Annotated in this window: 21 protein-coding genes; 10 read left to right on the top strand and 11 right to left on the bottom strand. The window is 62.5% G+C overall.

What is annotated here, in order from left to right; genetic code table 11:
* Positions 1 to 177: 177 nt before the first annotated feature.
* The 3 genes from aat to ACTJKQ_RS17145 are packed head-to-tail and all read left to right on the top strand — an operon-like array spanning position 178 to position 2,572.
* Positions 178 to 933: a leucyl/phenylalanyl-tRNA--protein transferase gene (gene aat, locus ACTJKQ_RS17155; protein ID WP_440597529.1), complete on the top strand. Its 756-nt coding sequence runs from the start codon at positions 178 to 180 to the stop codon at positions 931 to 933.
* On the top strand, positions 930 to 1,688 hold the full coding sequence (locus tag ACTJKQ_RS17150; RefSeq protein ID WP_056744184.1) for an arginyltransferase: 759 nt from the start codon (positions 930 to 932) through the stop codon (positions 1,686 to 1,688). The genes aat and ACTJKQ_RS17150 overlap by 4 nt, the downstream gene beginning before the upstream one ends.
* Before the next feature lie 56 nt (positions 1,689 to 1,744).
* Positions 1,745 to 2,572 carry an IclR family transcriptional regulator gene (locus ACTJKQ_RS17145; protein ID WP_056067365.1) on the top strand — a complete coding sequence of 276 codons (828 nt, stop codon included), beginning with the start codon at positions 1,745 to 1,747 and terminating at the stop codon, positions 2,570 to 2,572.
* A gap of 275 nt (positions 2,573 to 2,847) precedes the next feature.
* Here ACTJKQ_RS17145 and pbpG read toward each other — a convergent pair whose 3' ends face one another.
* The 6 genes from pbpG to ACTJKQ_RS17115 form a co-directional block, all read right to left on the bottom strand.
* On the bottom strand, positions 2,848 to 3,924 hold the full coding sequence (gene pbpG, locus ACTJKQ_RS17140; RefSeq protein ID WP_288853391.1) for a D-alanyl-D-alanine endopeptidase: 1,077 nt from the start codon (positions 3,922 to 3,924) through the stop codon (positions 2,848 to 2,850).
* Positions 3,925 to 4,039: 115 nt separating this feature from the next.
* Positions 4,040 to 5,578 (bottom strand): 2-isopropylmalate synthase, encoded by a 1,539-nt coding sequence (locus ACTJKQ_RS17135; RefSeq protein ID WP_440597528.1) that lies wholly within the window; start codon positions 5,576 to 5,578, stop codon positions 4,040 to 4,042.
* Positions 5,579 to 5,784: 206 nt separating this feature from the next.
* Complete coding sequence (gene pssA / locus ACTJKQ_RS17130) at positions 5,785 to 6,618, bottom strand: CDP-diacylglycerol--serine O-phosphatidyltransferase (RefSeq protein ID WP_056067359.1); 834 nt, start codon at positions 6,616 to 6,618, stop codon at positions 5,785 to 5,787.
* A 192-nt stretch (positions 6,619 to 6,810) separates the two neighbouring features.
* Positions 6,811 to 7,827, bottom strand: a complete 1,017-nt coding sequence (gene ilvC, locus ACTJKQ_RS17125; RefSeq protein ID WP_056067358.1) for a ketol-acid reductoisomerase — start codon at positions 7,825 to 7,827, stop codon at positions 6,811 to 6,813.
* Positions 7,828 to 7,890: 63 nt separating this feature from the next.
* Positions 7,891 to 8,382 (bottom strand): acetolactate synthase small subunit, encoded by a 492-nt coding sequence (gene ilvN / locus ACTJKQ_RS17120; RefSeq protein WP_015013659.1) that lies wholly within the window; start codon positions 8,380 to 8,382, stop codon positions 7,891 to 7,893.
* A 144-nt stretch (positions 8,383 to 8,526) separates the two neighbouring features.
* Positions 8,527 to 10,320, bottom strand: coding sequence for an acetolactate synthase 3 catalytic subunit (locus ACTJKQ_RS17115; protein ID WP_440597527.1), 1,794 nt, complete (start codon positions 10,318 to 10,320; stop codon positions 8,527 to 8,529).
* A 292-nt stretch (positions 10,321 to 10,612) separates the two neighbouring features.
* On the opposite strand from ACTJKQ_RS17115, the gene ACTJKQ_RS17110 reads away from it, so the two are divergent.
* From ACTJKQ_RS17110 to ACTJKQ_RS17085, 6 genes are read left to right on the top strand one after another with little or no spacing between them, the layout of a single operon-like run.
* On the top strand, positions 10,613 to 11,182 hold the full coding sequence (locus tag ACTJKQ_RS17110; protein WP_056067354.1) for an RNA polymerase sigma factor: 570 nt from the start codon (positions 10,613 to 10,615) through the stop codon (positions 11,180 to 11,182).
* Positions 11,179 to 11,634 carry a DUF3619 family protein gene (locus ACTJKQ_RS17105; RefSeq protein ID WP_440597526.1) on the top strand — a complete coding sequence of 152 codons (456 nt, stop codon included), beginning with the start codon at positions 11,179 to 11,181 and terminating at the stop codon, positions 11,632 to 11,634. The genes ACTJKQ_RS17110 and ACTJKQ_RS17105 overlap by 4 nt, the downstream gene beginning before the upstream one ends.
* Before the next feature lie 20 nt (positions 11,635 to 11,654).
* Positions 11,655 to 12,554, top strand: a complete 900-nt coding sequence (locus tag ACTJKQ_RS17100; RefSeq protein ID WP_440597525.1) for a DUF3106 domain-containing protein — start codon at positions 11,655 to 11,657, stop codon at positions 12,552 to 12,554.
* Positions 12,555 to 12,591: 37 nt separating this feature from the next.
* Positions 12,592 to 13,143, top strand: a complete 552-nt coding sequence (locus tag ACTJKQ_RS17095) for an RDD family protein (RefSeq protein WP_082522553.1) — start codon at positions 12,592 to 12,594, stop codon at positions 13,141 to 13,143.
* Positions 13,144 to 13,147: 4 nt separating this feature from the next.
* Positions 13,148 to 13,567 (top strand): diacylglycerol kinase, encoded by a 420-nt coding sequence (locus ACTJKQ_RS17090; RefSeq protein WP_440597524.1) that lies wholly within the window; start codon positions 13,148 to 13,150, stop codon positions 13,565 to 13,567.
* Positions 13,560 to 14,153, top strand: a complete 594-nt coding sequence (locus ACTJKQ_RS17085) for a TIGR00730 family Rossman fold protein (RefSeq protein WP_440597523.1) — start codon at positions 13,560 to 13,562, stop codon at positions 14,151 to 14,153. The genes ACTJKQ_RS17090 and ACTJKQ_RS17085 overlap by 8 nt, the downstream gene beginning before the upstream one ends.
* A gap of 175 nt (positions 14,154 to 14,328) precedes the next feature.
* Here the strand turns inward: ACTJKQ_RS17085 and ACTJKQ_RS17080 are convergent, their stop codons facing one another.
* Together ACTJKQ_RS17080 and ACTJKQ_RS17075 are read right to left on the bottom strand one after the other, a co-directional pair.
* Entirely contained in the window at positions 14,329 to 14,667 is a 339-nt protein-coding gene (locus ACTJKQ_RS17080) for a P-II family nitrogen regulator (RefSeq protein WP_015013651.1), read from the bottom strand.
* Positions 14,668 to 14,721: 54 nt separating this feature from the next.
* Positions 14,722 to 16,380, bottom strand: coding sequence for an NAD+ synthase (locus ACTJKQ_RS17075; protein ID WP_440597522.1), 1,659 nt, complete (start codon positions 16,378 to 16,380; stop codon positions 14,722 to 14,724).
* Positions 16,381 to 16,460: 80 nt separating this feature from the next.
* On the opposite strand from ACTJKQ_RS17075, the gene ACTJKQ_RS17070 reads away from it, so the two are divergent.
* A complete protein-coding gene (locus ACTJKQ_RS17070; RefSeq protein WP_440597521.1) occupies positions 16,461 to 17,720 on the top strand; it encodes a GNAT family N-acetyltransferase in 1,260 nt (419 codons plus the stop codon).
* A gap of 105 nt (positions 17,721 to 17,825) precedes the next feature.
* Here the strand turns inward: ACTJKQ_RS17070 and ACTJKQ_RS17065 are convergent, their stop codons facing one another.
* The 3 genes from ACTJKQ_RS17065 to ACTJKQ_RS17055 form a co-directional block, all read right to left on the bottom strand.
* Entirely contained in the window at positions 17,826 to 19,577 is a 1,752-nt protein-coding gene (locus ACTJKQ_RS17065) for a methyl-accepting chemotaxis protein (protein ID WP_440597520.1), read from the bottom strand.
* A gap of 399 nt (positions 19,578 to 19,976) precedes the next feature.
* On the bottom strand, positions 19,977 to 21,770 hold the full coding sequence (locus ACTJKQ_RS17060; protein ID WP_440597519.1) for a methyl-accepting chemotaxis protein: 1,794 nt from the start codon (positions 21,768 to 21,770) through the stop codon (positions 19,977 to 19,979).
* A gap of 601 nt (positions 21,771 to 22,371) precedes the next feature.
* Positions 22,372 to 23,373, bottom strand: a 1,002-nt coding sequence (locus tag ACTJKQ_RS17055) for a methyl-accepting chemotaxis protein (protein WP_440597518.1), incomplete at its 5' end; no start/stop codon positions are given.

The following is a 23,373-nucleotide window of genomic DNA, read 5'->3' as shown; positions in this document are numbered from 1 at the left end:
TCAGTCGGTAGAGCGCCGGACTGTTAATCCGTAGGTCCCTGGTTCGAGCCCAGGTCGAGGAGCCAATCTGAAAAAGCCCCACACTTTCTGAGTGTGGGGCTTTTTTGTTGGCCGAAACCCCACCACGCAGCGCGCCAGTGCTTGCCAGACAATAGTGCCTTTGCGACACACGCCCGCATGCCCCCGCAACTCCCCTGGCTCGAACCTGACGCCCCCCTTCCAGCCCCGACCCTTGCATGGGGAGAGGGTGACCCTGCGCCGGGACTGCTGGCCGCAGGTGGTGCACTGGATGTGGACAGCCTCCGTGCCGCGTACGCGCAGGGTACCTTTCCCTGGTATGGCCCTGGGCAACCCATCCTGTGGTGGGCACCCGATCCGCGCATGGTGCTGCCAGTGTCGGAATTTCGGCTGCATCGATCACTGAACAAACGGCTGCAGGCGTTTCGCAGACAGGCGCATTGCGAAATACGCGTCGATAGCGCATTCCAGGACGTCATCACGGCTTGTGCCACCAAGGAACGCGAGGGCCAGGCTGGAACCTGGATCGTGCCGGAGATGGTGAACGCCTACACTGATTTGCACCGAGCAGGCCATGCCCACAGCGTGGAAACCTGGGTGGACGACCGACTCATAGGGGGCCTGTACTGCGTGGCACTGGGTCGTGCGGTGTTCGGAGAATCCATGTTTGCCCATGCGACCGACGCCTCCAAGATCGCTCTTGCAGCCTTGGTCTGCCTTTGCCGCCGCCATGGCATCACCCTGATTGACTGCCAGCAGAATACGCAGCACCTGACCTCCCTGGGCGGCCGGGAAATACCCCGCGCCGATTTCCTGGTACATGTGGACAAAGCGCGACAACAGCCTGCCATCCCCTGGAGATTTGAGCCCGTATACTGGAACGAGCTGCTGCCACCCAAGATCGATCCGGCATGACGCAACTCAATGACCTTCCACTGCAGACCCTGCAGTTTTACGCGACAGCCCCCTACCCCTGCAGTTACCTGCCGGACCGTCAGGCACGATCGCAGGTCGCCACCCCCAGCCATCTGATCCAGAGCGATCTCTATTCCGACCTCGTAACCAAAGGGTTTCGCCGCAGTGGCATGTTCACCTACCGCCCCTATTGCGACGGATGCCAGGCGTGTACACCGCTGCGGGTCCTGGTCAACGAATTCAAGCCTGATCGCAGCCAAAGACGCGCGGCAACACGCCACGGCCAACTGCAGGCCCGGGTGCTACGGCTGTGTTTTGTGCCCGAACATTACCAGCTGTACCTGCGCTACCAGAACGGCCGCCATGCAGGCGGTGGCATGGACCATGACAGCATCGACCAGTACACACAGTTTCTGCTGCAAAGCAGGGTGAACTCGAGACTGGTGGAGTTCCGCGAGACAGACGCATCAGGCGAACCCGGTGCGCTCAAGATGGTCTCCATTCTTGACGTGCTCGATGACGGCCTGTCTGCCGTGTATACGTTTTACGAACCCGAGCCCCATTGCAGCTACGGCACCTACAACGTCATGTGGCAAATTGCGCAAGCCCATGCACTGGGCCTGCCCCATGTCTACCTGGGGTACTGGATAGAAACCAGCCCCAAGATGAACTACAAGGCACGCTTTGTGCCCCATGAAATCCGTACCGATGGGCTATGGCACCGGGTAGCAGACACCGGCCACGCGAGCACCTGAATACGCGTTAACATTTCACAAGATAAAATGTGGCGGCCTTCGCACCATAGCCGCTCATGAAAAAAACCGATTCCAGCATCCCTCTCAAACCCAGCGTTCAGGTGCTTGAGCGCATGTTCACTCTGATCGATGTTCTGGCTTCTCGTGAAGAGGCGATTTCCCTCAAGGAAATCAGCGAGAAGACAGGGCTGCACCCCTCTACGACCCACCGCATCCTGAACGACCTGACCATCGGACGGTTTGTGGACCGCCCCGAATCGGGCAGCTACCGGCTGGGCATGCGACTGCTGGAGCTGGGCAACCTGGTGAAGGCACGCCTGAGCGTTCGTGATGCAGCGCTGACCCCCATGCGCAGTCTGCACAAGCTGATCCAGCAACCCGTGAATCTGAGCATGCGCCAGGGCGACGAGATTGTGTATGTGGAGCGTGCCTACAGTGAGCGGTCGGGCATGCAGGTCGTGCGCGCCATTGGCGGCAGGGCGCCACTGCACCTGACCTCTACAGGAAAGCTCTTCCTCGCACTGGATGACCCCCAGCGCGTTCGTGCCTATGCCACCCGCACCGGTCTTGCAGGCCACACCCGCAACAGCATCACCCAGCTGCCCGTGCTGGAGCGGGAACTGGCAAAGGCCCGGCAATACGGTATTGCCCGCGATAACGAAGAGCTTGAGTTGGGCGTGCGCTGTATGGCAGCCGGTGTGTATGACGACCAGGGAAAACTGGTAGCAGGCCTGTCCATTTCTGCCCCCGCTGACAGACTGGATGAAGGCTGGCTGCCCAAGCTACAAGCAACGGCGAACGAAATTTCACTGGCCCTGGGCTATACGCCAAGTACCGACGCGAGTCATAACCCAATCACCAACCAACGCACCGAATTGCGCTGATGTTCTGCATCCACACCCCATTTGCCAATGGCGCAATGGGCGGGGCCGCAGTGGCGTATTGAGGCATCGAGGCAAGCGCTGCACGGTGTGCGTGGGACACGCGCAGCAAGCCTCCGGCATGGTCTTGCCAGCTCATCGCATCCCAACCCACTCAAGACAAGAGATGCCCGCTGACCCTGTTTACCCAAGACCGTTTGCGAGGCCGGACTCGCACTACAAAAGAAAACGCCTGACAGGACCAGCCTGCCAGGCGCATGTGGGGAGATGTCTGCCTATCAGCCGTTGTTGCTCCGTACCGCCTGTAAAGGTGCGGCCAACGAAGGATTCGACTCCACCCAGCGGCGCACCCGCTCGGCATCGCCCAGTCGACTGAATTTACCTGCAGAGTCCAGGAACACCATGATCAATTTGCGTCCCGCCACCTGGGCTTGCATCACCAAGCAGCGCCCTGCCTCGGAGATATAACCGGTCTTCTGCAGACCGATGTCCCAGGTAGGATTTTTCACGAGACCGTTGGTGTTGTTGTACTGAAGCGTCTTATGCCCCACCGCCACTTCATAGCCGGGGGAAGTGGACAGCTCGCGCAACAAAGGATCTCCATGCGCCACACCCACCAGCGTTGCAAGATCGCGGGCACTGGACTGGTTACGGCTAGACAGACCCGTGGGCTCCACATAGTGAGTATCGTTCATGCCCAGTGACTTGGCCTTGGCGTTCATCTGGGCCACAAAGACCTCCAACCCACCCGGGTAAGTACGACCCAGTGCATGGGCTGCCCGGTTCTCGCTGGACATCAGCGCCAAGTGCAGCATCTCGCCACGCGTCAGCGTGGTACCCACGGTCAAACGCGACCGGCTCCCCTTTTCGGTATCTACATCGTCCTGCGTGATGGTGACAGGTTCGTCCATGGGCAACTTGGCCTGCGAAATCAGCATACCCGTCATGAGCTTGGTCAGCGAGGCGATGGGAAGCACAGCCTGATCGTTCTTGCGGAGCAACACCTCATGGGTGTCTTGGTCCACCACCAGCGCTACGCTGGACTTGAGGTCCAGCGGATCATTGACCTCGTGCAAGCCCGCCATCTGGCCGAAAGAGGGCTTGGCTGGAACAAACGCCACCTTGGTCGGTGCTTTGGCAGTCCGGGCAGCGACGCGCGTGGGCTTGATGCTGGCGGCCACCTTGCGTGGTGCCACGGCGCGCTTCGCGTTGCTTGCGCTGACCTGCTGTTTTTTGACCCCTGGCTTTTTGACATCCGCCGCATGCACAGAGGGCGAAATGAGGGCAGCGCTCACGAGCGCCAAACCCATCCACTGGAAAAATCGATTCACTGCAGCGTTGCGGCGATGGTGCATCAAAGTGCTCCAAACGGTAAAAATTATTGAGCAGTGTACAGAATCAAAAAAAGTCGCGCAAGATCAATACCTTGCGCGACTTTCCGAGAAAGTGAGTGAATTATAAATTGATCACTCAGCCTTGTGCGGCCACCCGATCGGCTTTACTTTGTAACTTGTTCAAAGCGCTAAGGTAGGCCTTCGCCGACGCCACGACGATGTCTGGGTCCGCGCCCACCCCATTCACCACACGCCCGCTGTTCTGTAACCGCACGGTGACCTCGCCCTGGCTCTCGGTAGAGCCACTGATGGCATTGACGGAATACAGCACCATTTCGGCACCACTCTTCACATGCGATTCGATGGCCTTGAGCGAGGCGTCGACAGGACCGTTGCCCTCGGCCTCGCCGCGCACTTCCTGCCCATCCACGGTGAACACAATACGTGCACGGGGCTGCTCACCGGTTTCGCTTTGCTGGAACAACGATACGAACCCGTATTGCTCTTTTTCAGCAGTCACGCTCTCGTCGCTCACCAGTGCCAAGATATCTTCGTCAAAGATCTCGCTCTTGCGATCAGCCAATTCCTTGAAGCGCGTGAAAGCGGTGTTGACTTCGGTTTCGCTGTCCAGGCTGACACCCAGTTCCTGCAGGCGCTGTTTAAAGGCGTTACGACCACTGAGCTTGCCCAGCACGATCTTGTTGGCGCTCCAGCCCACATCTTCCGCCCGCATGATCTCGTAGGTATCGCGTGCCTTGAGCACGCCATCCTGGTGGATACCGCTGGCATGAGCAAATGCGTTGGCACCCACCACGGCCTTGTTGGGCTGCACCACAAAACCAGTGGTCTGGCTGACCATGCGGCTGGCTGCGACGATGTGCTGGGTATCAATCCCCAGTTCAAGGCCAAAGTAGTCACGGCGGGTTTTGACTGCCATCACCACCTCTTCGAGGGAGCAGTTACCGGCGCGCTCACCCAGACCGTTGATGGTGCATTCGACCTGCCGCGCACCGCCAATCTTCACACCGGCGAGCGAGTTGGCCACCGCCATGCCCAGATCATTGTGGCAATGCACTGACCAGATCGCCTTGTCGCTATTGGGGATGCGCTCGCGCAGTGTCTTGATGAAGTTGCCGTACAACTCCGGAACGGCATAGCCCACAGTATCGGGCACGTTGATGGTGGTGGCACCTTCGGCAATCACGGCTTCCAGCACGCGGCACAAAAAGTCGGGGTCGCTGCGGTAGCCGTCCTCAGGGCTGAACTCGATGTCACCCACCAGGTTGCGGGCGAAACGGACCGACTGTTTGGCCTGCTCCAGCACTTGGTCCGGCGTCATTCGCAGCTTTTTCTCCATGTGCAGCGCCGAAGTGGCAATGAAGGTGTGAATACGGGCACTCGCCGCGCCCTTGAGGGCCTCGGCAGCGCGTGAAATATCACGATCATTGGCCCGAGACAGGGAACAGATGGTGGACTCCTTGATGGCGTTGGCGATCACCTGCACGGCTTCAAAGTCGCCATTGGAGCTGGCTGCAAAACCGGCCTCGATCACATCCACCTTCAGACGCTCGAGCTGGCGGGCAATGCGCAGCTTCTCGTCCTTGGTCATCGAGGCGCCAGGAGACTGCTCCCCATCGCGCAAGGTGGTATCGAAAATGATCAGTTTGTCAGCCATGTTGTTCTCCTGGTATCAGTGGGTGGGGCCCCGCAACGTAGAAATCTGGCGCCCAAAACAAAAGGCCCGTCGCGGGTGCAAACGGGCCTTTTTGGAAAAGTGTGCGCGTGCGCCTACTGTCTCCGCCCGTGGGGAAGTAGCAGTAGCGCCAAAGCAAACAAATTCATGTCGCGCAATGTAGCACAACTGGCCGGATATCACGGTCATCACTTGTGCAGACCGCGCTCGTCGGGTTCGTCGGTAGAGGTGCTGATCACGCTGCTGTGCTGCCCTTTGGCCTTGCGCCAGGCGTACACGCCATAACCACTCAGGCCATAGAACACGAACACACCAAACAGCACGATAGGGGGGTGAATGTTGATGACAGCGATGCCCAGCGCGATGAGCACGATGGCAGCAAAAGGCACGCTCTTTTTCATCTGCACATCCTTGAAGCTGTAGAACGGCACATTGGTCACCATGGTGAGCCCTGCATACAGCGTGAAGGAGAACATGATCCAGGTCACCTGGCTCCATGTCAGCCAGTGGTCTTCGCCGGGACGCACGCCTAGCTCGGTCATCAACCAGATAAACCCTGCCACCAAGGCCGCAGCGGCTGGTGAAGGCAGCCCCTGGAAATAGCGCTTGTCCACAACGCCCGTATTCACGTTAAAGCGCGCCAGGCGAAGCGCCGCACAGGCACAGTACACAAACGCAGCAATCCAGCCCCAGCGGCCCAGACCCTGCAGGGACCACTCATACGCAATCAGGGCAGGCGCAGCACCAAAGGACACCATGTCGGACAACGAGTCCATCTGCTCGCCAAACGCACTCTGGGTATTGGTCATGCGGGCCACGCGCCCGTCCAGGCTGTCGAGCACCATGGCGCAGAAGACGCCGACCGCCGCTTGATCAAACCGGCCATTCATGGCCATGACGATGGAGTAAAAGCCACCAAACAGGGCCGCCAGCGTGAACAGATTGGGCAGGATGTAGATGCCTTTGCGCCTTTTGCGCACCATCACACCGGGGTTCTCGGTGGACTCATTGCCGTCATGCATCAAACAGACCTCCAGCGCTTGCAAATATTGCACAAGCAGCTATTAAATTTATAGTATTGAACCATTTCCCGCAGGAATACCGACTGCCAAGCGCGCAAAAGGCGAAGGCCGCAGTGTAGCGCCTGCCCACCATGCCGCCCGCCAATGAAAAAGGCCACCGAAGTGGCCTTTTGACGCTTCAGAAACGAAACATCAGTTGCGTGTCTGGTCGACCAGCTTGTTCTTGGCGATCCAGGGCATCATGGCGCGCAGCTGGCCGCCCACCTTTTCGATGCTGTGGTCGGCCGTGTTGCGGCGGCGGGCTGTCATCGATGGGTAGTTCAGACGGCCTTCCTGGATGAACATCTTGGCGTAGTCGCCGTTCTGGATGCGCTTGAGCGCATTGCGCATAGCGGCGCGCGATTGCTCGTTGATCACTTCAGGACCGGTCACGTACTCGCCGTATTCGGCGTTGTTCGAGATCGAGTAGTTCATGTTGGCAATGCCGCCTTCGTAGATCAGGTCCACGATGAGCTTGAGCTCGTGCAGGCACTCGAAATAGGCCATTTCAGGAGCGTAGCCAGCTTCGACCAGGGTTTCGTAACCCATCTTGATCAGCTCGACGGCACCGCCGCACAGCACGGCCTGTTCGCCGAACAGGTCGGTCTCGGTTTCTTCCTTGAAGTTGGTCTCGATGATGCCAGCCTTGCCACCGCCGTTGGCAGCAGCGTAGCTCAAGGCCAGGTCACGGGCCTTGCCGGACTTGTCTTGGTGCACTGCGACCAGGTGGGGCACGCCGCCGCCTTGGGTGTAAGTGTTGCGCACAGTGTGGCCCGGGGCCTTGGGGGCAACCATCCACACGTCCAGGTCGGCGCGGGGCACGACTTGGTTGTAGTGCACGTTGAAACCGTGGGCAAAGGCCAGCGAAGCGCCTTGCTTGATGTTGGGTTCGACGTTGTTCTTGTACACGGCTGCGATGTCTTCATCGGGCAGCAGGATCATGACCACGTCAGCGGCCTTCACAGCGTCGTTGACTTCCAGCACGTTCAGGCCGGCCTTGCCAACCTTGTCCCACGAGGCACCGCCCTTGCGCAGGCCGACTACCACCTTCACGCCGCTGTCGTTCAGGTTTTGTGCGTGGGCATGGCCCTGCGAGCCGTAGCCGATGATGGCCACGGTCTTGCCCTTGATCAGGCTCAGGTCGGTGTCTTTGTCGTAGAAAACTTTCATGGGTCGCTCCGGTTGAAATGCGTTGTTGGGGGGATTGAAATGGGAAAAACGGGGTGAATTGTCTTACACACGCAAAATGCGCTCGCCCCGGCCGATGCCGCTGGCGCCCGTGCGCACGGTTTCCAGGATGGCCGTGCGGTCGATGGCTTGCAGGAACGCGTCGTTCTTGGACTGGTCGCCCGTCAGCTCGATGGTGTAGCTCTTCTCGGTCACGTCGATGATGCGGCCACGGAAGATATCCGCCATGCGCTTCATCTCCTCGCGCTCTTTGCCCACTGCGCGCACCTTCACCATCATGAGCTCACGCTCGGTGTAGGCACCTTCGGTGAGGTCAACCACCTTGACCACTTCAATGAGGCGGTTCAGGTGCTTGGTGATCTGCTCGATCACGTCATCGGAGCCCGTGGTCTGGATGGTCATGCGCGACAGCGATGCATCCTCGGTGGGCGCCACGGTGAGCGACTCGATGTTGTAGCCACGGGCCGAGAACAGACCCACAACGCGGGAAAGAGCACCAGGCTCGTTTTCCAGCAAGACAGCAATGATGTGTTTCATGATGAAGAGATTCCTCTTTTTGCTGCCCTCCCCCATGCACGGTAATGCATGGGCTTGGCAGGCAATAGATTCGTCAAAAATTTAGATGCTATCTATTCGATAGCTGGTAGCGCATGAAAAACATGCGCCTGAGGCCGATTTGGCTTAAAGGTCTTCCGACCCCAGCAGCATTTCGGTGATGCCCTTGCCGGCCTGCACCATCGGGAACACGTTCTCGGTGGGGTCGGTACGGAAGTCCATGAACACCGTGCGGTCCTTGAGCTTGCGGGCTTCGCGCAATGCGGGCTCCACGTCCTTGGGGTGCTCGATCAGCATCCCTACGTGGCCATAGGCCTCAGCCAGCTTCACGAAGTTGGGCAGCGCGTCCATGTAGCTGTGGCTGTACCGACCGGAGTATTCGATCTCCTGCCACTGGCGCACCATGCCCAGATAACGGTTATTCAACGAGCAGATCTTGATCGGCGTGTTGTACTGCAGGCAGGTGGACAGTTCCTGGATGTTCATCTGCACCGAGCCTTCGCCCGTAATACAAAACACTTCGGACTGTGGCTTGGCCAGCTTGATCCCCATGGCATAGGGAATGCCCACACCCATCGTGCCCAGACCACCGGAATTGATCCAGCGGCGCGGCTCGTCGAAGCGGTAGTACTGCGCGGCCCACATCTGGTGCTGGCCCACGTCGGACGTGATGTAGGTATCACCATCCTTCGTCATGTTCCACAGCGTCTCTACCACGTACTGTGGCTTGATCACATCACCGCTGCCCATGCTGTACTTCAGGCACTCGCGCTTGCGCCAGCCTTCAATAGTGTCCCACCAGGCAGCCAGGGCACCGGCGTCAGGGCGGGTGCTGCTCTCGCGGATCATGGAAATCAGCTCGGTGAGCACGTCCTTCACGTCACCAACGATCGGGATGTCGACCTTCACGCGCTTGGAGATGCTCGACGGGTCGATATCGACGTGGATGATCTTGCGGTCGTTCTGCGCGAAGTGCTTGGGGTTGCCGATCACCCGGTCGTCAAAGCGCGCACCCACTGCCAGCAGCACGTCGCAGTTCTGCATGGCGTTGTTGGCTTCGATGGTGCCGTGCATGCCCAGCATACCCAGGAACTTGCGGTCGCTGGCCGGATAGGCCCCCAGGCCCATCAACGTGTTGGTGACCGGGTAGCCCAGCATGTCCACCAGCGTGCGCAGCTCGTTGGTGGCGTTGCCCAACAGCACGCCGCCGCCCGTGTAGATATAAGGGCGCTTGGCCGCCAGCAGCAACTGCAGGGCCTTACGGATCTGTCCGCCATGGCCCTTGCGCACGGGGTTGTACGAGCGCATTTCTACCGTTTGCGGGTAGCCGGTGTAAGGCACCTTCTTGAAGGAAACATCTTTGGGCACATCCACCACCACAGGGCCTGGGCGGCCGGTACGGGCAATATGGAAGGCCTTCTTCATCGTCGTGGCCAGGTCGCGCGGGTCCTTGACGAGAAAGTTGTGCTTGACGATGGGGCGGGTGATACCGACCGTATCGCACTCCTGGAAGGCATCGAGCCCGATCGCGGGCGTGGGCACCTGACCAGAAATGATCACCATGGGAATCGAATCCATGTATGCGGTGGCGATGCCGGTCACGGCGTTGGTCAAGCCCGGGCCCGAAGTGACCAAGGCCACGCCGACTTCACCCGTGGCGCGAGCGTAGCCGTCGGCAGCGTGCACGGCGGCCTGTTCGTGCCGCACCAGCACGTGCTGGATGGTGTCTTGCTTGTAGAGCGCGTCGTATATGTACAGAACCGCGCCACCAGGGTAGCCCCAGATGTACTGGACGTTCTCTGCCTGGAGGGCCTTGATGAGGATCTCAGAACCCATGAGGTCCTGCGAACCGGAAGCGGGAGATGTGTTGCCCTGCGAAGCAGCGGCTGCTGAAGAGATTTCAGCCTTGGAGATTTCCATGATCGATCAACCTTTGTGAATTTCTCTGACGAAAAACCTTGGGTGCCCCTCGCACGCGCTCTTGTGAAGCCAGCTTGGAACTTGAGGCCAAGGACATGGGCGGGATGATTGCCGCGCCGGACCGTGACCCGTTTGCCTTTTGAATTGCAGGTGGATTATCGCACTGCAACACTCACAAAACGCTCCGCAGCCGAAAAAAACTCCGGCGGGTGCGATAATCTGCGGTTTTACGGCGCCGTTGAGTTGCGAAACTGCAGATATCTGCGCCGATCTCCTCCCGGGCTGACCCGTCTTGGCAACCGAACAAGAACTTTCCGATTTCCTCAAAAGCGTAGAAAAGCGCGCGTTCAAGCGCTCGGTCTACCACGTTCGCAACGAGGAAGCGGCGCTCGACATCGTGCAAGACAGCATGCTCAAGTTGGCCGAGCATTACGGGGACAAACCGGCGGGCGAACTGCCCATGCTGTTCCAGCGGATTCTTTCCAACTGCACCCTGGACTGGTTTCGCCGCCAGAAGACGCGCAATGCACTGTTTTCGAGCATGAGCGACTTCGAAGGCCCAGGTGAAGATGGCACGGATTTTGATCTGCTCGAAGCGTACTCAGGGACAGAAGACGGCGACAAAGCCGAAAGCGCGGAAGACCTGACCCGCCGGGCCCAGATATTCCAGGGCATTGAAGAAGAAATTGCAGAGTTGCCACCACGTCAACGGGAAGCGTTCCTGATGCGTTATTGGGAGGAAATGGACGTCGCAGAGACGGCTGCCGCCATGGGCTGCTCTGAAGGCAGTGTCAAAACACACTGCTTTCGCGCCATACAAACCCTCAGCAAGGCACTGAAGGCCAAAGGAATCGAGCCATGAAGAACACTGTACAGACCCCACCGCCCCAAGCTGAAGCTGCTGCCGAGCGCTTTGCGCTGCGCGTCACGGCGCGCCTGTCCAGCGGCACCGACGCCCTGCCCTATGACATCTCCGAGCGGCTGCGCGCCTCGCGCATGCAGGCGTTGGCCAAACGCAAAGTCACCGCGCCGGTGCATCGCACCGCCCCCGCAGCAGTGGTGGTCAACGCAGGCAGCACCGCCACACTGGGCCGTGGCGGCGAAGGCGGTGGCTGGTGGAATGCCCTGGTGTCCGCCGTGCCTCTGCTGGCGCTGGTCGTGGGACTGGTGGTCATCAACATCGCGCAGGACGAACGCAGTGCCAACGATGTGGCCGAGGTGGATGCCGCTCTGCTGACCGATGACCTGCCTCCCGCCGCTTATTCGGACCCAGGCTTCGTACAATTCCTCAAGACCTCCGCGCAGTCAAACTGACCTGCCTGACTCTGGACTGCATGCACCCAAGCCCCTCTGAAGCTCCCTCCACGCTGCCAGCCTTCGTGCTGGCATTGGCGCTTCTGGGTGCGCTTACCGCTGGTGGCTGGCAGGCGTTGGTGCAGATGCGCATGGCCCCGAGCACAGTGCTCCAGGCGGGCGCTGAGGCCGCAGTGGCCCGCCCCAATAACGCCCGCACAGACCTGTCTGCCGTAAACATGCCCCCTGCCACGGAATCAGGACCAGGCTGGGGCACGCTCACCACGGCGCAAAAACTGGCGTTGTATCCGCTGTCGGAACGCTGGGCGCTGATCAGCGAAGCCCAAAAACGCCGCTGGCTCGACTTGGCCATCAACTACCCCAGTCTTTCGGAAGAGGAACAACGCAAGTTCCATGACCGCATCACCGACTGGGCCAATCTGAGTGCCCAGCAGCGCAACCAGGCACGCTTGAACTACGCGGTCACCAAGCGCCTGGCTGGGGACGACAAACGGGCGCAGTGGGAGGCCTACCAGGCACTGTCTGACGAAGAGCGCAAGGCGTTGGCCTCCAAGGCGACCCCCAATCCCCATGGGGCTGCCACGGCCCTGCGCCCTGTCTCGCCCAAAAAGCTGGCCCAGGTGCCCGCAGCAACGCAAGCCAACCCCGATCGGCCCAACGCCCCCAAGATTCCACCGGTGGTAGACCACTCGCCCCGCGTTGCGGCCCCAGTGCCTCAGCCGACGGCGCCTGCGATGCCATCCCCCCCCGCATCCGCAGCGCCGGCAACCTCGACGGGTGGCGTGGAAACAGCGCCCGTGGCGATCCCCAGTGCGGTGCCTGCTGTACTTCCGCCCCTGGGCTCTGGCGGAGCCGACAGCACGGGCTCGCCCGGCACCCCCGCAGTAACACCTGACACCTCCGGCCTGTATCCTCAGTAGGTTTCAACCTGCCCTGGCCCGACGGGCCTGACCTGGAATGTCCGTTTCTCCCTCTCCCACCACGCCCCAGCCTGCGGCCAACGCATCAAGCGGTGTCCTTGCGGGCGGCCCCACGCCCAACCTGTGGCGGCGCATGGCCTGCTGGCTGTACGAAGGCATGCTGATGTTCGGCGTGGTCTTTATCGCCGGCTACCTGTTTGGCACGCTGAGCCAGACGCGCAATGCGATGGACAACCGCCATGCGCTGCAGGCCTTTCTCTTTGTGGTGTTCGGTATTTATTTCACCTGGTTCTGGGCCAAAGGCCAGACCCTCGCACAGAAAACCTGGCACATCCGCGTGGTGGGCACTGCAGGGCAACCCATCAGCCAGCCGCGCGCCTTGTTGCGGTATGTATTGAGCTGGCTGTGGTTTCTGCCGCCGCTGGCGGCAATCGCACCATTCTCCCTGTCGGGGGGTGAGTCCGCCGTGATCGTGCTGGGCTGGGTGGCCATCTGGGCGCTGCTCAGCCGGTTCCACCCCACGCGGCAGTTCTGGCACGACGCGCTGGCCGGCACCCGGCTGGTGCACTACGAAATTCCCAAAAAATAAGCGCATGCAACCCTCCTCCCCCTCTCCGGACGCTCCGGACGCTCCGGCCAATCCCCAAAAGGCGCGCTCGGGCCTCAATCGCATCTGGCATGCAGCCGGCTATTCCATGGAAGGGCTGCGGGCCGGCTGGAACGAGAAGGCCTTCCGCCAGGAGGCCATCGCCGCCATGGTGCTGCTGCCGCTGTCGCTCTGGCTGGGCCGCAGTTGGGTCGAAGTCGCCTTGTTGGCGGGCTCCGTGGTCATCGTGATGATTGTGGAGTTGCTCAACACGGGCATCGAGACCGCCATCGACCGCATCGGGCCCGAGTGGCATGACCTGTCCAAACGCGCCAAGGACATGGGCAGCGCAGCGGTTCTGCTGGCCTTGCTGCTGTGCATCGGCATTTGGGCCGCCGCATTGTTTCAGAGGTTTTTCCATGGCTGAACCCACTTTTTCTGTGTGCGTATATTGCGGATCGCGCCCCGGCGACAACGCCGCCTATGCCCAGGCGGCGCAGGCAGTGGGCCAGTGGATCGGCGCCCACAACGGACAACTGGTATACGGCGGTGGCCGCAGTGGCCTGATGGGCACGGTGGCCGAGGCGACGCGTCTGGCGGGCGGTCGGGTGGTGGGGGTGATACCGCAGGCGCTGGTGGACAAGGAGCTGGCCAACCGCCAATGTGACGAGCTGCACATCGTGCAGACCATGCACGAACGCAAGGCCATGATGGCAGAGCGCAGCGATGCCTTCCTCGCCTTGCCCGGCGGCATCGGCACCTTTGAAGAACTGTTTGAAGTGTGGACTTGGCGCCAGCTGGGCTACCACGACAAGCCCTTGGGCTTGCTGAATGTGGCGGGCTACTACGACGGCCTGCTGGGTTTCTTGCAGGGCAGCGTGGCCAGTGGCTTCATGGGTGAATGGCAGATGGGCCTGTTGCACGCATCCACCGATGCAGAAGCCCTGCTGCGCGCGCTGGTGCAAGACGCAGGGCCTGACCAAGCGCCCGTCCCGCTGCGCTCAGTGATCTGACTCCCCCCGCACTCCGAAACTCGAGCGGCCCACAAGCCAAGGCCACCGCGCAAGGGCCACCAGGCTGCGCATGCGGCGCTTCGCTTGCTTGCGCTGGCGTTGCCTCCCTTTTCTCGAATGGCGCAGCCGTTCAAGAGAAAGGGCAAGGTAAGAAACGACTCAGGGGGTTGTCACCTCACACCGCTGCGTCGTCCAGATCGCCCGTGCGAATACGCACCGTGCGCTCCACGGCGGTCACAAAAATCTTGCCGTCACCGATCTTGCCGGTGCGCGCCACGTTCACGATCGCGTCCACGCAGCGGTCCACATCCTCGGACTTGACGACGACCTCGACCTTCACCTTGGGCAGAAAGTCCACGACGTATTCCGCGCCGCGGTACAGCTCGGTATGGCCTTTCTGGCGGCCAAAACCCTTCACTTCGGTCACCGTGAGGCCGGTCACGCCGCATTCGGCCAGGGCTTCGCGGACTTCTTCGAGCTTGAAGGGCTTGATGACGGCGGTGATCATTTTCATGGCGGGTCTCCTGGAGGATGTAAAAAATCGGGCGGGGGGCACGGCGCCGAAGCGTCACGCCCTGAATTTGCTGGTGATAGGGTAACGCCAGTCCTTGCCAAAGCTGCGGCGCGTGACACGAATCCCTATTGGGGCCTGGCGGCGTTTGTACTCGTTGAGCTTGATCAGGCGCGTCACGCGCTCGACATCGGCCCGGGCGAAGCCGCTGGCGATGATGGACTCGATGGGCTCATCGTTTTCCATGTAGCGGGCCACGATGGCGTCCAGCACCTCATACGGCGGCAGGCTGTCCTGGTCCTTCTGGTCGGGCCGCAGCTCGGCACTGGGCGGCCGGGTGATGATGCGCTCAGGGATGGGGCTGGCGCAGGTGCCATACGGGTCGTTGGCATTGCGCCAGCGGGCCAGGTCAAACACCCGGGTCTTGGCCACGTCCTTGATCACGGCAAAGCCGCCGGCCATGTCGCCGTACAGCGTGCAGTAGCCGGTGGACATCTCGCTCTTGTTGCCGGTGGTCAGCACGATGGCGCCGAACTTGTTGGACAGCGCCATCAGCAGCGTGCCCCGGATACGTGCCTGCAGGTTTTCTTCGGTGGTGTCTTCGGGCAGCCCGGCAAACTCGGTGGCCAGCGCGGCCTTGAAGGCCTCGAACTGCGGCTTGATCGAAATCTCGTCATAGCGCACGCCCATGCGCGTGGCCATGTCGCGCGCGTCGATCCAGCTGATGTCGGCGGTGTAGGGCGATGGCATCATCACCGTGCGGACCTTGTCGGCACCGAGCGCATCCACCGCAATCGCCAGCACCAGCGCCGAGTCGATGCCGCCCGACAACCCCAGCAGCGCGCCCGGGAAGCCGTTCTTGCCCACATAGTCGCGCACACCCAGCACCAGGGCATCCCACAGGTCGGCCTCCAGCGTGCGCTCTGGGGCAACCTCTGCTGTAATTTTGATAGCACCCTGGGCAGATTCGACTAGCGCATAGAGCAGTTTTTCCACAAAAGCAGGGGCCCGCGCCGCCACCGAGCCGTCGGCGGCCAGCGCAAACGAGCGGCCTTCGAACACCACCTCGTCCTGCCCGCCCACCAGGTGGGCGTAGACCAGCGGCAGGCCCGTCTCGACCACACGGGCGCGCATGGTGGCCTCGCGCTCCGTGCCCTTGCCCAGATGGAAAGGCGATGCATTGATGACTGCCAGCAACTGCGCACCGGCGGCAGCGGTATCGCGCGCGGGGGTGGCAAACCAGGCGTCTTCGCACACCAGCACACCCACCTTCACGCCCTCCACCTCGAACACGCAGGGCTTGCTGCCGGGCACGAAGTAGCGCCGCTCGTCAAACACCTGGTAGTTGGGCAGCTCGCGCTTGGCATAGGTCTGCTCGATCTTGCCGTCGCGCACCACGCTGGCGGCGTTGAAGCAGACGCTGAAGGCCTGGGCGCCACGGGCCATGGCCTGCGGATGGCCCAGCACGATGGCCAGGCCTTTCAACCCCGCAGTCTCGCGGGCCACGGTTTTCACGGCATCATCGCAGGCCGCAATGAAGGCAGGGCGCAGGAACAGGTCTTCGGCCGCGTAGCCGCAGATGGCCAGCTCCGGTGTCAGCAACAGGCGAGCGCCCTGGGCATAGGCCTCGCGGGCTGCCGCAATGATCTTTTGGGCGTTGCCGGGCATGTCGCCCACAACAAAGTTGAGCTGCGCAGTGCAAATGGAGAGCGTCATGGAACTGGAATCGGCCCCTGCGGCCAGGTTGAATACCGCCGTTGCAGGCCCGCAATCAAAGGTGCATCACAGGGGCCTGCATGGCTGAAGCTGCCATTATCGCCCGCGTGCTCCCCTCCGTGCTGGACGTGGACACTACCGCCTGGAACCACCTGCTGGCGCAGCAAAGCCACGCCACGCCCTTCATGCGGCATGAATACCTGGCCGCGCTGGAAAGCAGCGGCAGCGCCACGCCACGTACCGGCTGGACGCCCCGCTTCATGACGCTGTGGGATGGCAACACCCTGGTGGCCGCCTGCCCCCTGTACCTCAAGAGCCATTCGTACGGCGAATATGTGTTTGACTGGGCCTGGGCCAGCGCTTACGAGCAGCACCGTGTGCCCTACTACCCCAAGGCCGTCATTGCCGTGCCCTTTACGCCCGTGCCGGGCAGCCGGCTGCTGGCCCGCGATGCCACCACGCGCGCCCTGCTGGTGCAGGCGGTGTGCCAGTGGTGCGAGCAAGAAGACGTGTCGTCCGTGCATGTGCTGTTTGCCAGCGATGACGATGTGCTGACCAGCGCGCAACAAGACCTGATGCTGCGGCACACCGTGCAGTTTCACTGGAAGAATGAGCAGCCCACGCTCCCTGTAGCCCAGGGTGTAGCCGCCACCGACGGCGAAACCCTGCGCTACCAGGACTTTGACCAGTTCCTCGCCAGCCTGTCGCAAGACAAACGCAAGAAGATCCGCCAGGAGCGCCGCCGAGTGGCCGATGCCGGAGTCACCTTCCGCTGGTCACGCGGGGCGGACATCAGCGCTGCAGACTGGGATTTTTTCTACCGCTGCTACGAGCGCACCTATCTGGAGCACGGCAACCCGCCCTACCTCACGCGCGACTTCTTCGCCCGCATGGCAGCGGACATGCCCGAGGCCTGGCTGCTGTTTGTGGGGGAGCGGGACGGGCGGCCTATTGCTAGCAGTTTGATAGCTATCGGCGCATATGCATCTAGCGCATCAGCCCAAAAAGACGCTGAATCAGGCCCCGAATCACGCTCCGAGCTGGTGGCCTACGGCCGCTACTGGGGCGCGCTGGAGCGCGTGGACTGCCTGCACTTCGCGGCCTGCTACTACCAGCCGCTGCAGTGGTGCATCGCCCACGGTGCCGTGCGGTTTGAGGGGGGCGCCCAGGGCGAGCACAAGATGGCCCGCGCGCTGCTGCCCGTGCAGGCCACCAGCGCGCACTGGCTGGCACACCCGGCATTTGCTGAGGCGGTGCAGCGCTTTCTGGACCGCGAAGGCGCTGGCGTGGAAAGCTACCTCGGCGATCTGCAAGCGCGGAGCCCCTTCAAGGCCGCCTGACCTGCAGCGGTCCGGCAGGACGCGCGGACGAGATCAAAGCGAGGTTTGAACCGACACACGGCGAAGGCAGGGCCCGTCACGCCTGCCGAGGGCGGCGAGTCACTGTCAAAAACTCTCCCAGTCAGCGTCATTGCCGCTGCCCGAACGAGCTGGCGCCGTTGACGCAAGAGCCGGTGCGGGCTTGGCGGCCGCACGCAGAGGCGGCACCTTGGACGGTGCCACAGGGGCTGGTCGGCTGGAACCGGCCAAGGCCGGAGATGGGCCTGCAGCCTTGGGCACATACGCAAAGGCAGACGCAGCTGGCTGCGCAGCCTGCGCTGGCGACAGCTTGAAGAACGCCACCGTGCTCACCAGGTCCTGCGCCTGGTTGTTAAGGCTGGCAGCGGCGGCGGCCATTTCTTCCACCAGGGCAGCGTTTTGCTGGGTGACCTGGTCCATCTGTGTCACAGCCTCGCCCACCTGGGCCACACCCTGGCTTTGTTCAGAGCTGGCGGCACTGATCTCGCCCATCAAATCCGTGACACGTTTGATGGAGCCCACCACCTCGGTCATGGTTGCACCCGCCTGATCGACCAGCGTGGTGCCTGCGGCCACGCGTTCCACGCTGTCGTTGATCAGGGTCTTGATCTGCTTGGCCGCGTCGGCCGAACGGCCCGCCAGGCTGCGCACCTCGGACGCCACCACCGCAAAGCCCCGGCCCTGCTCGCCCGCACGCGCTGCTTCGACGGCCGCGTTCAGCGCAAGGATGTTGGTCTGGAAGGCAATGCCATCGATCACACCGATGATGTCGGCGATCTTGCTGCTGCTGTCGTGAATGCCCTTCATGGTGTCCACCACCTGGCTCACCACCTCTCCGCCATGCACGGCCACCGTCGATGCGCTCTGCGCAAGCTGGTTGGCCTGGCGGGCGTTGTCGGCGTTCTGGCGCACGGTCGAATTGAGCTGCTCCATGGATGCCGCCGTCTCCTGCAGGGCGCTGGCCTGCTGCTCGGTGCGTGCGCTCAGGTCGTTGTTGCCCTGGGCGATCTCGGACGATGCGGTGGCCACGTTCTCGGAGCCCGAGCGCACATGCCCCACGATGCGCGACAGGTTTTGCTGCATTTCGTCCAGCGAGCGCAGCAGCTGGGCCATCTCATTGCGGCCATTGCCCACGTCGGGAATCTGCACCGACAGATTGCCGTGGCTGATTTCATCGGCCGCCCGCACCGCACGCTGCACCGGCCCCACGATGGAACGCGTGGTCCACAGCGCAAACAATGCGCCCAGCACCACCGACACCACCGCCCCCAGCGCCAGCACCCACTGGCTGGTGCCTGCGGCCTGGATGATGGCGCCCTCGAACTCATCGAGCTGCTTGTGCGTGTTGTCCGCCACATCGGCCAGCGACTGCAGGTAAGCGGTGGCCAGGGGCTTGAGGTCGCTGTCCACCAGCGCAAACACGTCTTCCCCAGCCTTCTTGCGCTCCAGCAATTCGGCGCGTGCGTCCACATAGGCCTTGCGGGTCACCGCCACACGTTCCATCAGCGCCTTTTCGGTGGGGTCGTCCACCAGCGCCTCCAGCTTCTTTTGCGCCTCGCTGGCCCGTTGGGACGTGGTGGCCATGTCCGCCGTGAGCGACTGGATGTAGCCCGCATCCGTTGCCTTGAGCGACGCCGACGCCCGCACCCAGTTCAGGTCGATGGCCGCCTTCCACTCCTGCGCCAGGGCGTTGCGTTCCATTTCGACAGTGGCAATGCGACTGCTGGCCTCCTTGAGTACCGCCAGTCGCCAGACGCCGGTGGCGGCGATGGTGGCGGTGATCAACAGCACAAGGCCAAAGGCCAGGCTCAGGCGCGCTCCGATTTTCAGGTTGCTCATGGGAATCTTTCGTGGTTTTTATGGGGGCTTTTGCCAGCCATGGCTGCGCCGATGTGGTTCGGCGCACCTGCGCGGGACAACAAGGAATCAGCGGCTGAGATGTGATAATTGTATCATATTTGTGATAAATATGATTTTATCAATTTTAATCATCACAAAAGAGTCGACGGCCCACTGCGCAAGCGCTGCCCCGGTGGGGGCATGGGTGCGGCCCCCTGTGTCAGCCGTGGGGATATCAAAACAGCGCACAAGGCCCGTGCGTGCAGCGCACGCACGGGCTGGAGTGCTACATCGCGGGCGCTGTCGGCGCAGTGCCAGGCACCGAACCAGCTTGGGGAAGTCTACGCCCCAAAACGGGGCGTCACGCTTACAAACGGTGCAGGCATGGCCTGCCGTCGGTCAAAAGCTCTCCCAGTCGTCCTCGGCACCGGCGGCCACTGCCTGTGGGGCCGCTTTGGGTGCGACGCCCGCGGCCTTGGGGGTGGCACTGGCAGCAGGTGCCTTTTTGGCGGCAGGAGCAAAGGAAGAGCGCAAAGCAAGGGTTGCCTTGCTGCCCGCCGCATGGCCGCCCATCGCCGCCTTGCGCGTGTCCGCTGCGGGCGCAGGGCGCGGCACCGGGTCCACAGCGCCGCCAGGCTGCGATGCCCGTGCCTGGTCGGCCGTGAGCTTGAACACCGCCACCGCCCCCACCAAGGCCTGGGCCTGGTGGCTCAGGCTGCTGGCAGCAGCCGCCATTTCCTCGACCAGTGCCGCGTTCTGCTGGGTGACCTGGTCCATCTGCGTGACCGCCTCGCCCACCTGCGACACACCCGTGCTCTGCTCGCTGCTGGCGGCGCTGATCTCGCCCATGATGTCGGTCACGCGGCGAATGGCGCCCACCACCTCGGTCATGGTGGTGCCCGCCTTATCCACCAGCTGGGTGCCCTGCTCGACCCGTTCCACACTGGCGGTGATGAGCGACTTGATCTCCTTGGCTGCCTCGGCACTGCGCTGTGCCAGGTTGCGCACCTCGCCCGCCACCACCGCAAAGCCCCGGCCTTGCTCGCCCGCGCGGGCGGCCTCCACGGCCGCGTTCAGCGCCAGGATGTTGGTCTGGAACGCAATGCCGTCGATCACGCTGATGATGTCGGCGATCTTTTTGCTGCTGTCGTTGATGCCCTTCATGGTGGTCACCACCTCGGCCACCACATCGCCGCCCTGCCCCGCCACGGTGGACGCGCTCATCGCCAGCTGGTTGGCCTGGCGCGCGTTGTCGGCGTTTTGCTTGACGGTGGAGCTCAGCTCCTCCATCGACGCAGCGGTTTCCTGCAGCGCGCTGGCCTGCTGCTCGGTACGGATGGACAGGTCGTTGTTGCCCGATGCGATCTCGGCACTGGCCGACGCCACGCCCTGGGCATTGCCACGCACGCCCGACACCACATGCGCCAGGTTGTCCCGCATGGCGGTGAGGCCGCTGAGCAACTGGGCGATCTCGTCCTTGCCCCGCGCGTGGATCGCCACGGTCAGGTCGCCCTGCGCCACCGCGTCAGTGATCTGCACCGCATCGCCCAGCGCACGCGAAATCTGCCGGATCATGGCGCCGCCCATCAGTACCGCCAGCACAATGCCCGCCACCACGGCCGTGACCGCCAGTGCGCGGATGGTCTGGTAGCTGGCGGCCGCACTGTCGTACTCGGCCTTGGCGCGGTCCAGCTGCACCTGCATCAGCTGGCCCAGCACCTCCTGCAATGGGTCGATGGCGGGGTACATCTCCTTGGCCGCAAACGCGGTCAGGGCCGCCACATCGCCCGACTTGAAGTGCCCCGCCAGTACATCGGTGGCCGCATCTGCCTTGGCCTGCAGCGGCTTGAAGCGCTCGACCAACTGCGTTTCCTCCGGCACCAGCTGGGTGGCCAGATAAGCCTTCCAGTTGGCATCGATGGCCTTGCGCGCATCGGCCACCGACTGCAGGCCCTGTGCGGGTGTCAGCGTACCGTCACGCACCTTGTGGGCCGTGTCCACCACGTTGACCGCATACATGTCCGCCACCACCTTGATCTGCTTGAGCGGTACCACCCGGTCGTCGTATACCGACTTGAGCCCGGCATTGGAATTGCCCATGCCATACAGCCCCGCCACGCCCACCAGCAACACCAGCAGACACAAGGCCGCAAGCAAACCCGCCAGGCGGGTGGAAATCTTGAACTGGTTCATGACAACACTCCTGAGGGAAACAAGCAAACAGGCTGCGCCCGACTGGCAGCGCACCAGCGGTTGGAAAGGGGCATACGGAGAGCGCGCAGCAGACTCAGGTGCGGCCTTTGCGGTGCCACGGTTGGCGTCGAAGACCACACGGCAGGCGCACAGCAGCTCGCGCTGGTGATGACGGGGCGGCCACCCATGCACGTGCGCGACGCGTTGAAACCTCGGTCCATTGCAGAACTCCTGTGGAGAACGGCGCCAAAAAAGGAATGTCCACCCACCGACGGGCCGCGCGCCGTGGCGGGCCCGCTCAGCATAGCGCTTTCCGTTACGTTTGCGTACAAATCGCCCGCCAACCTTGGCGCGCCGCTGCCCATAACGGCAACTCGCCACCATGCACCTGCAGCAAACATCGCGCCAGCGGGTGGCAGACCCACCCCACGCATGCCTTCAGCCATCACCATCAAAGCGCCCACCTACAAAAAAGCACGCAGAAGGTAGCCCCCTCTGCGTGCTTTTTTGCTTTGTTTTTGATAGCTGTCAGCGCATGTTCCACCTACGCTTGCAGCCGTTTTGACCTGATTTCTTCACCCAGGGGCCTGTCTGGCCCTTCTCAGAAGCTCTCCCAGTCGTCGTCGCTTCCCGCAGCCTTGGGTGCCGGGGCCGGGCTGGGCGCTGCGGGCTTGGCGGCGGGTGAGGCTGCCGGGCTGCTGGCCTTGGGCGCCGCCAGGCTGGCGGCGGGTTTGCTGCCGGTCTTGGCGCTTTTGCCCAGGCTGGTGCTGCGGGCCGCGGCTTTGTAGCTGGGCGCTGCAATGGGGGTGCGGGTGGGGGCTGCCGTGTGGCGGTTCTGGCTGTAGCTGCTGTTCGTGCTGCTGGCGTCGAGCTTGAACACGGCCACGGCGTTGACCAGTTCTCCGGCCTGGGCGTTCAGTGCGCTGGCGGCCGCGGCCATTTCTTCCACCAGGGCGGCGTTTTGCTGGGTGGCCTGGTCCATCTGGGTGACGGCTTCGCCGACCTGGCCGACACCTGCGCTTTGTTCGCTGCTGGCGGCGCTGATCTCTCCCATGATGTCGGTCACGCGCCGGATGGCGCTGACAACTTCAGTCATGGTGGCTCCGGCCTTGTCGACCAGGGCGGTGCCTTGTTCCACGCGTTCCACGCTGGCGGTGATGAGGGCTTTGATTTCCTTGGCGGCTTCTGCGCTGCGTCCTGCCAGGTTGCGTACTTCTCCGGCCACCACGGCAAAGCCTCGGCCTTGTTCGCCGGCGCGGGCGGCTTCCACTGCGGCATTGAGCGCCAGGATGTTGGTCTGGAAGGCGATGCCGTCGATGACGCTGATGATGTCTGCGATCTTGTTGCTGCTGGCGTTGATGCCTTTCATGGTCTCGACCACTTCGGCCACCACGTCTCCGCCTTGCACGGCCACGGTGCTGGCGCTCACGGCCAGCTGGTTGGCGGCTCGCGCGTTGTCGGCGTTCTGGCGCACGGTCGAGCCCAGCTCTTCCATCGAGGCGGCCGTTTCTTCCAGGGCCGAGGCCTGCTGTTCCGTGCGCGCGCTCAGGTCGTTGTTGCCTGAGGCGATCTGTGCGCTCGCTGACGCTACGCCTTCGGCGTT

The organism is Acidovorax sp. 22279 (assembly GCF_052045435.1).
Taxonomy (GTDB): domain Bacteria; phylum Pseudomonadota; class Gammaproteobacteria; order Burkholderiales; family Burkholderiaceae_C; genus Acidovorax; species Acidovorax delafieldii.
This window is presented reverse-complemented; position numbering and strand designations above follow the sequence as displayed.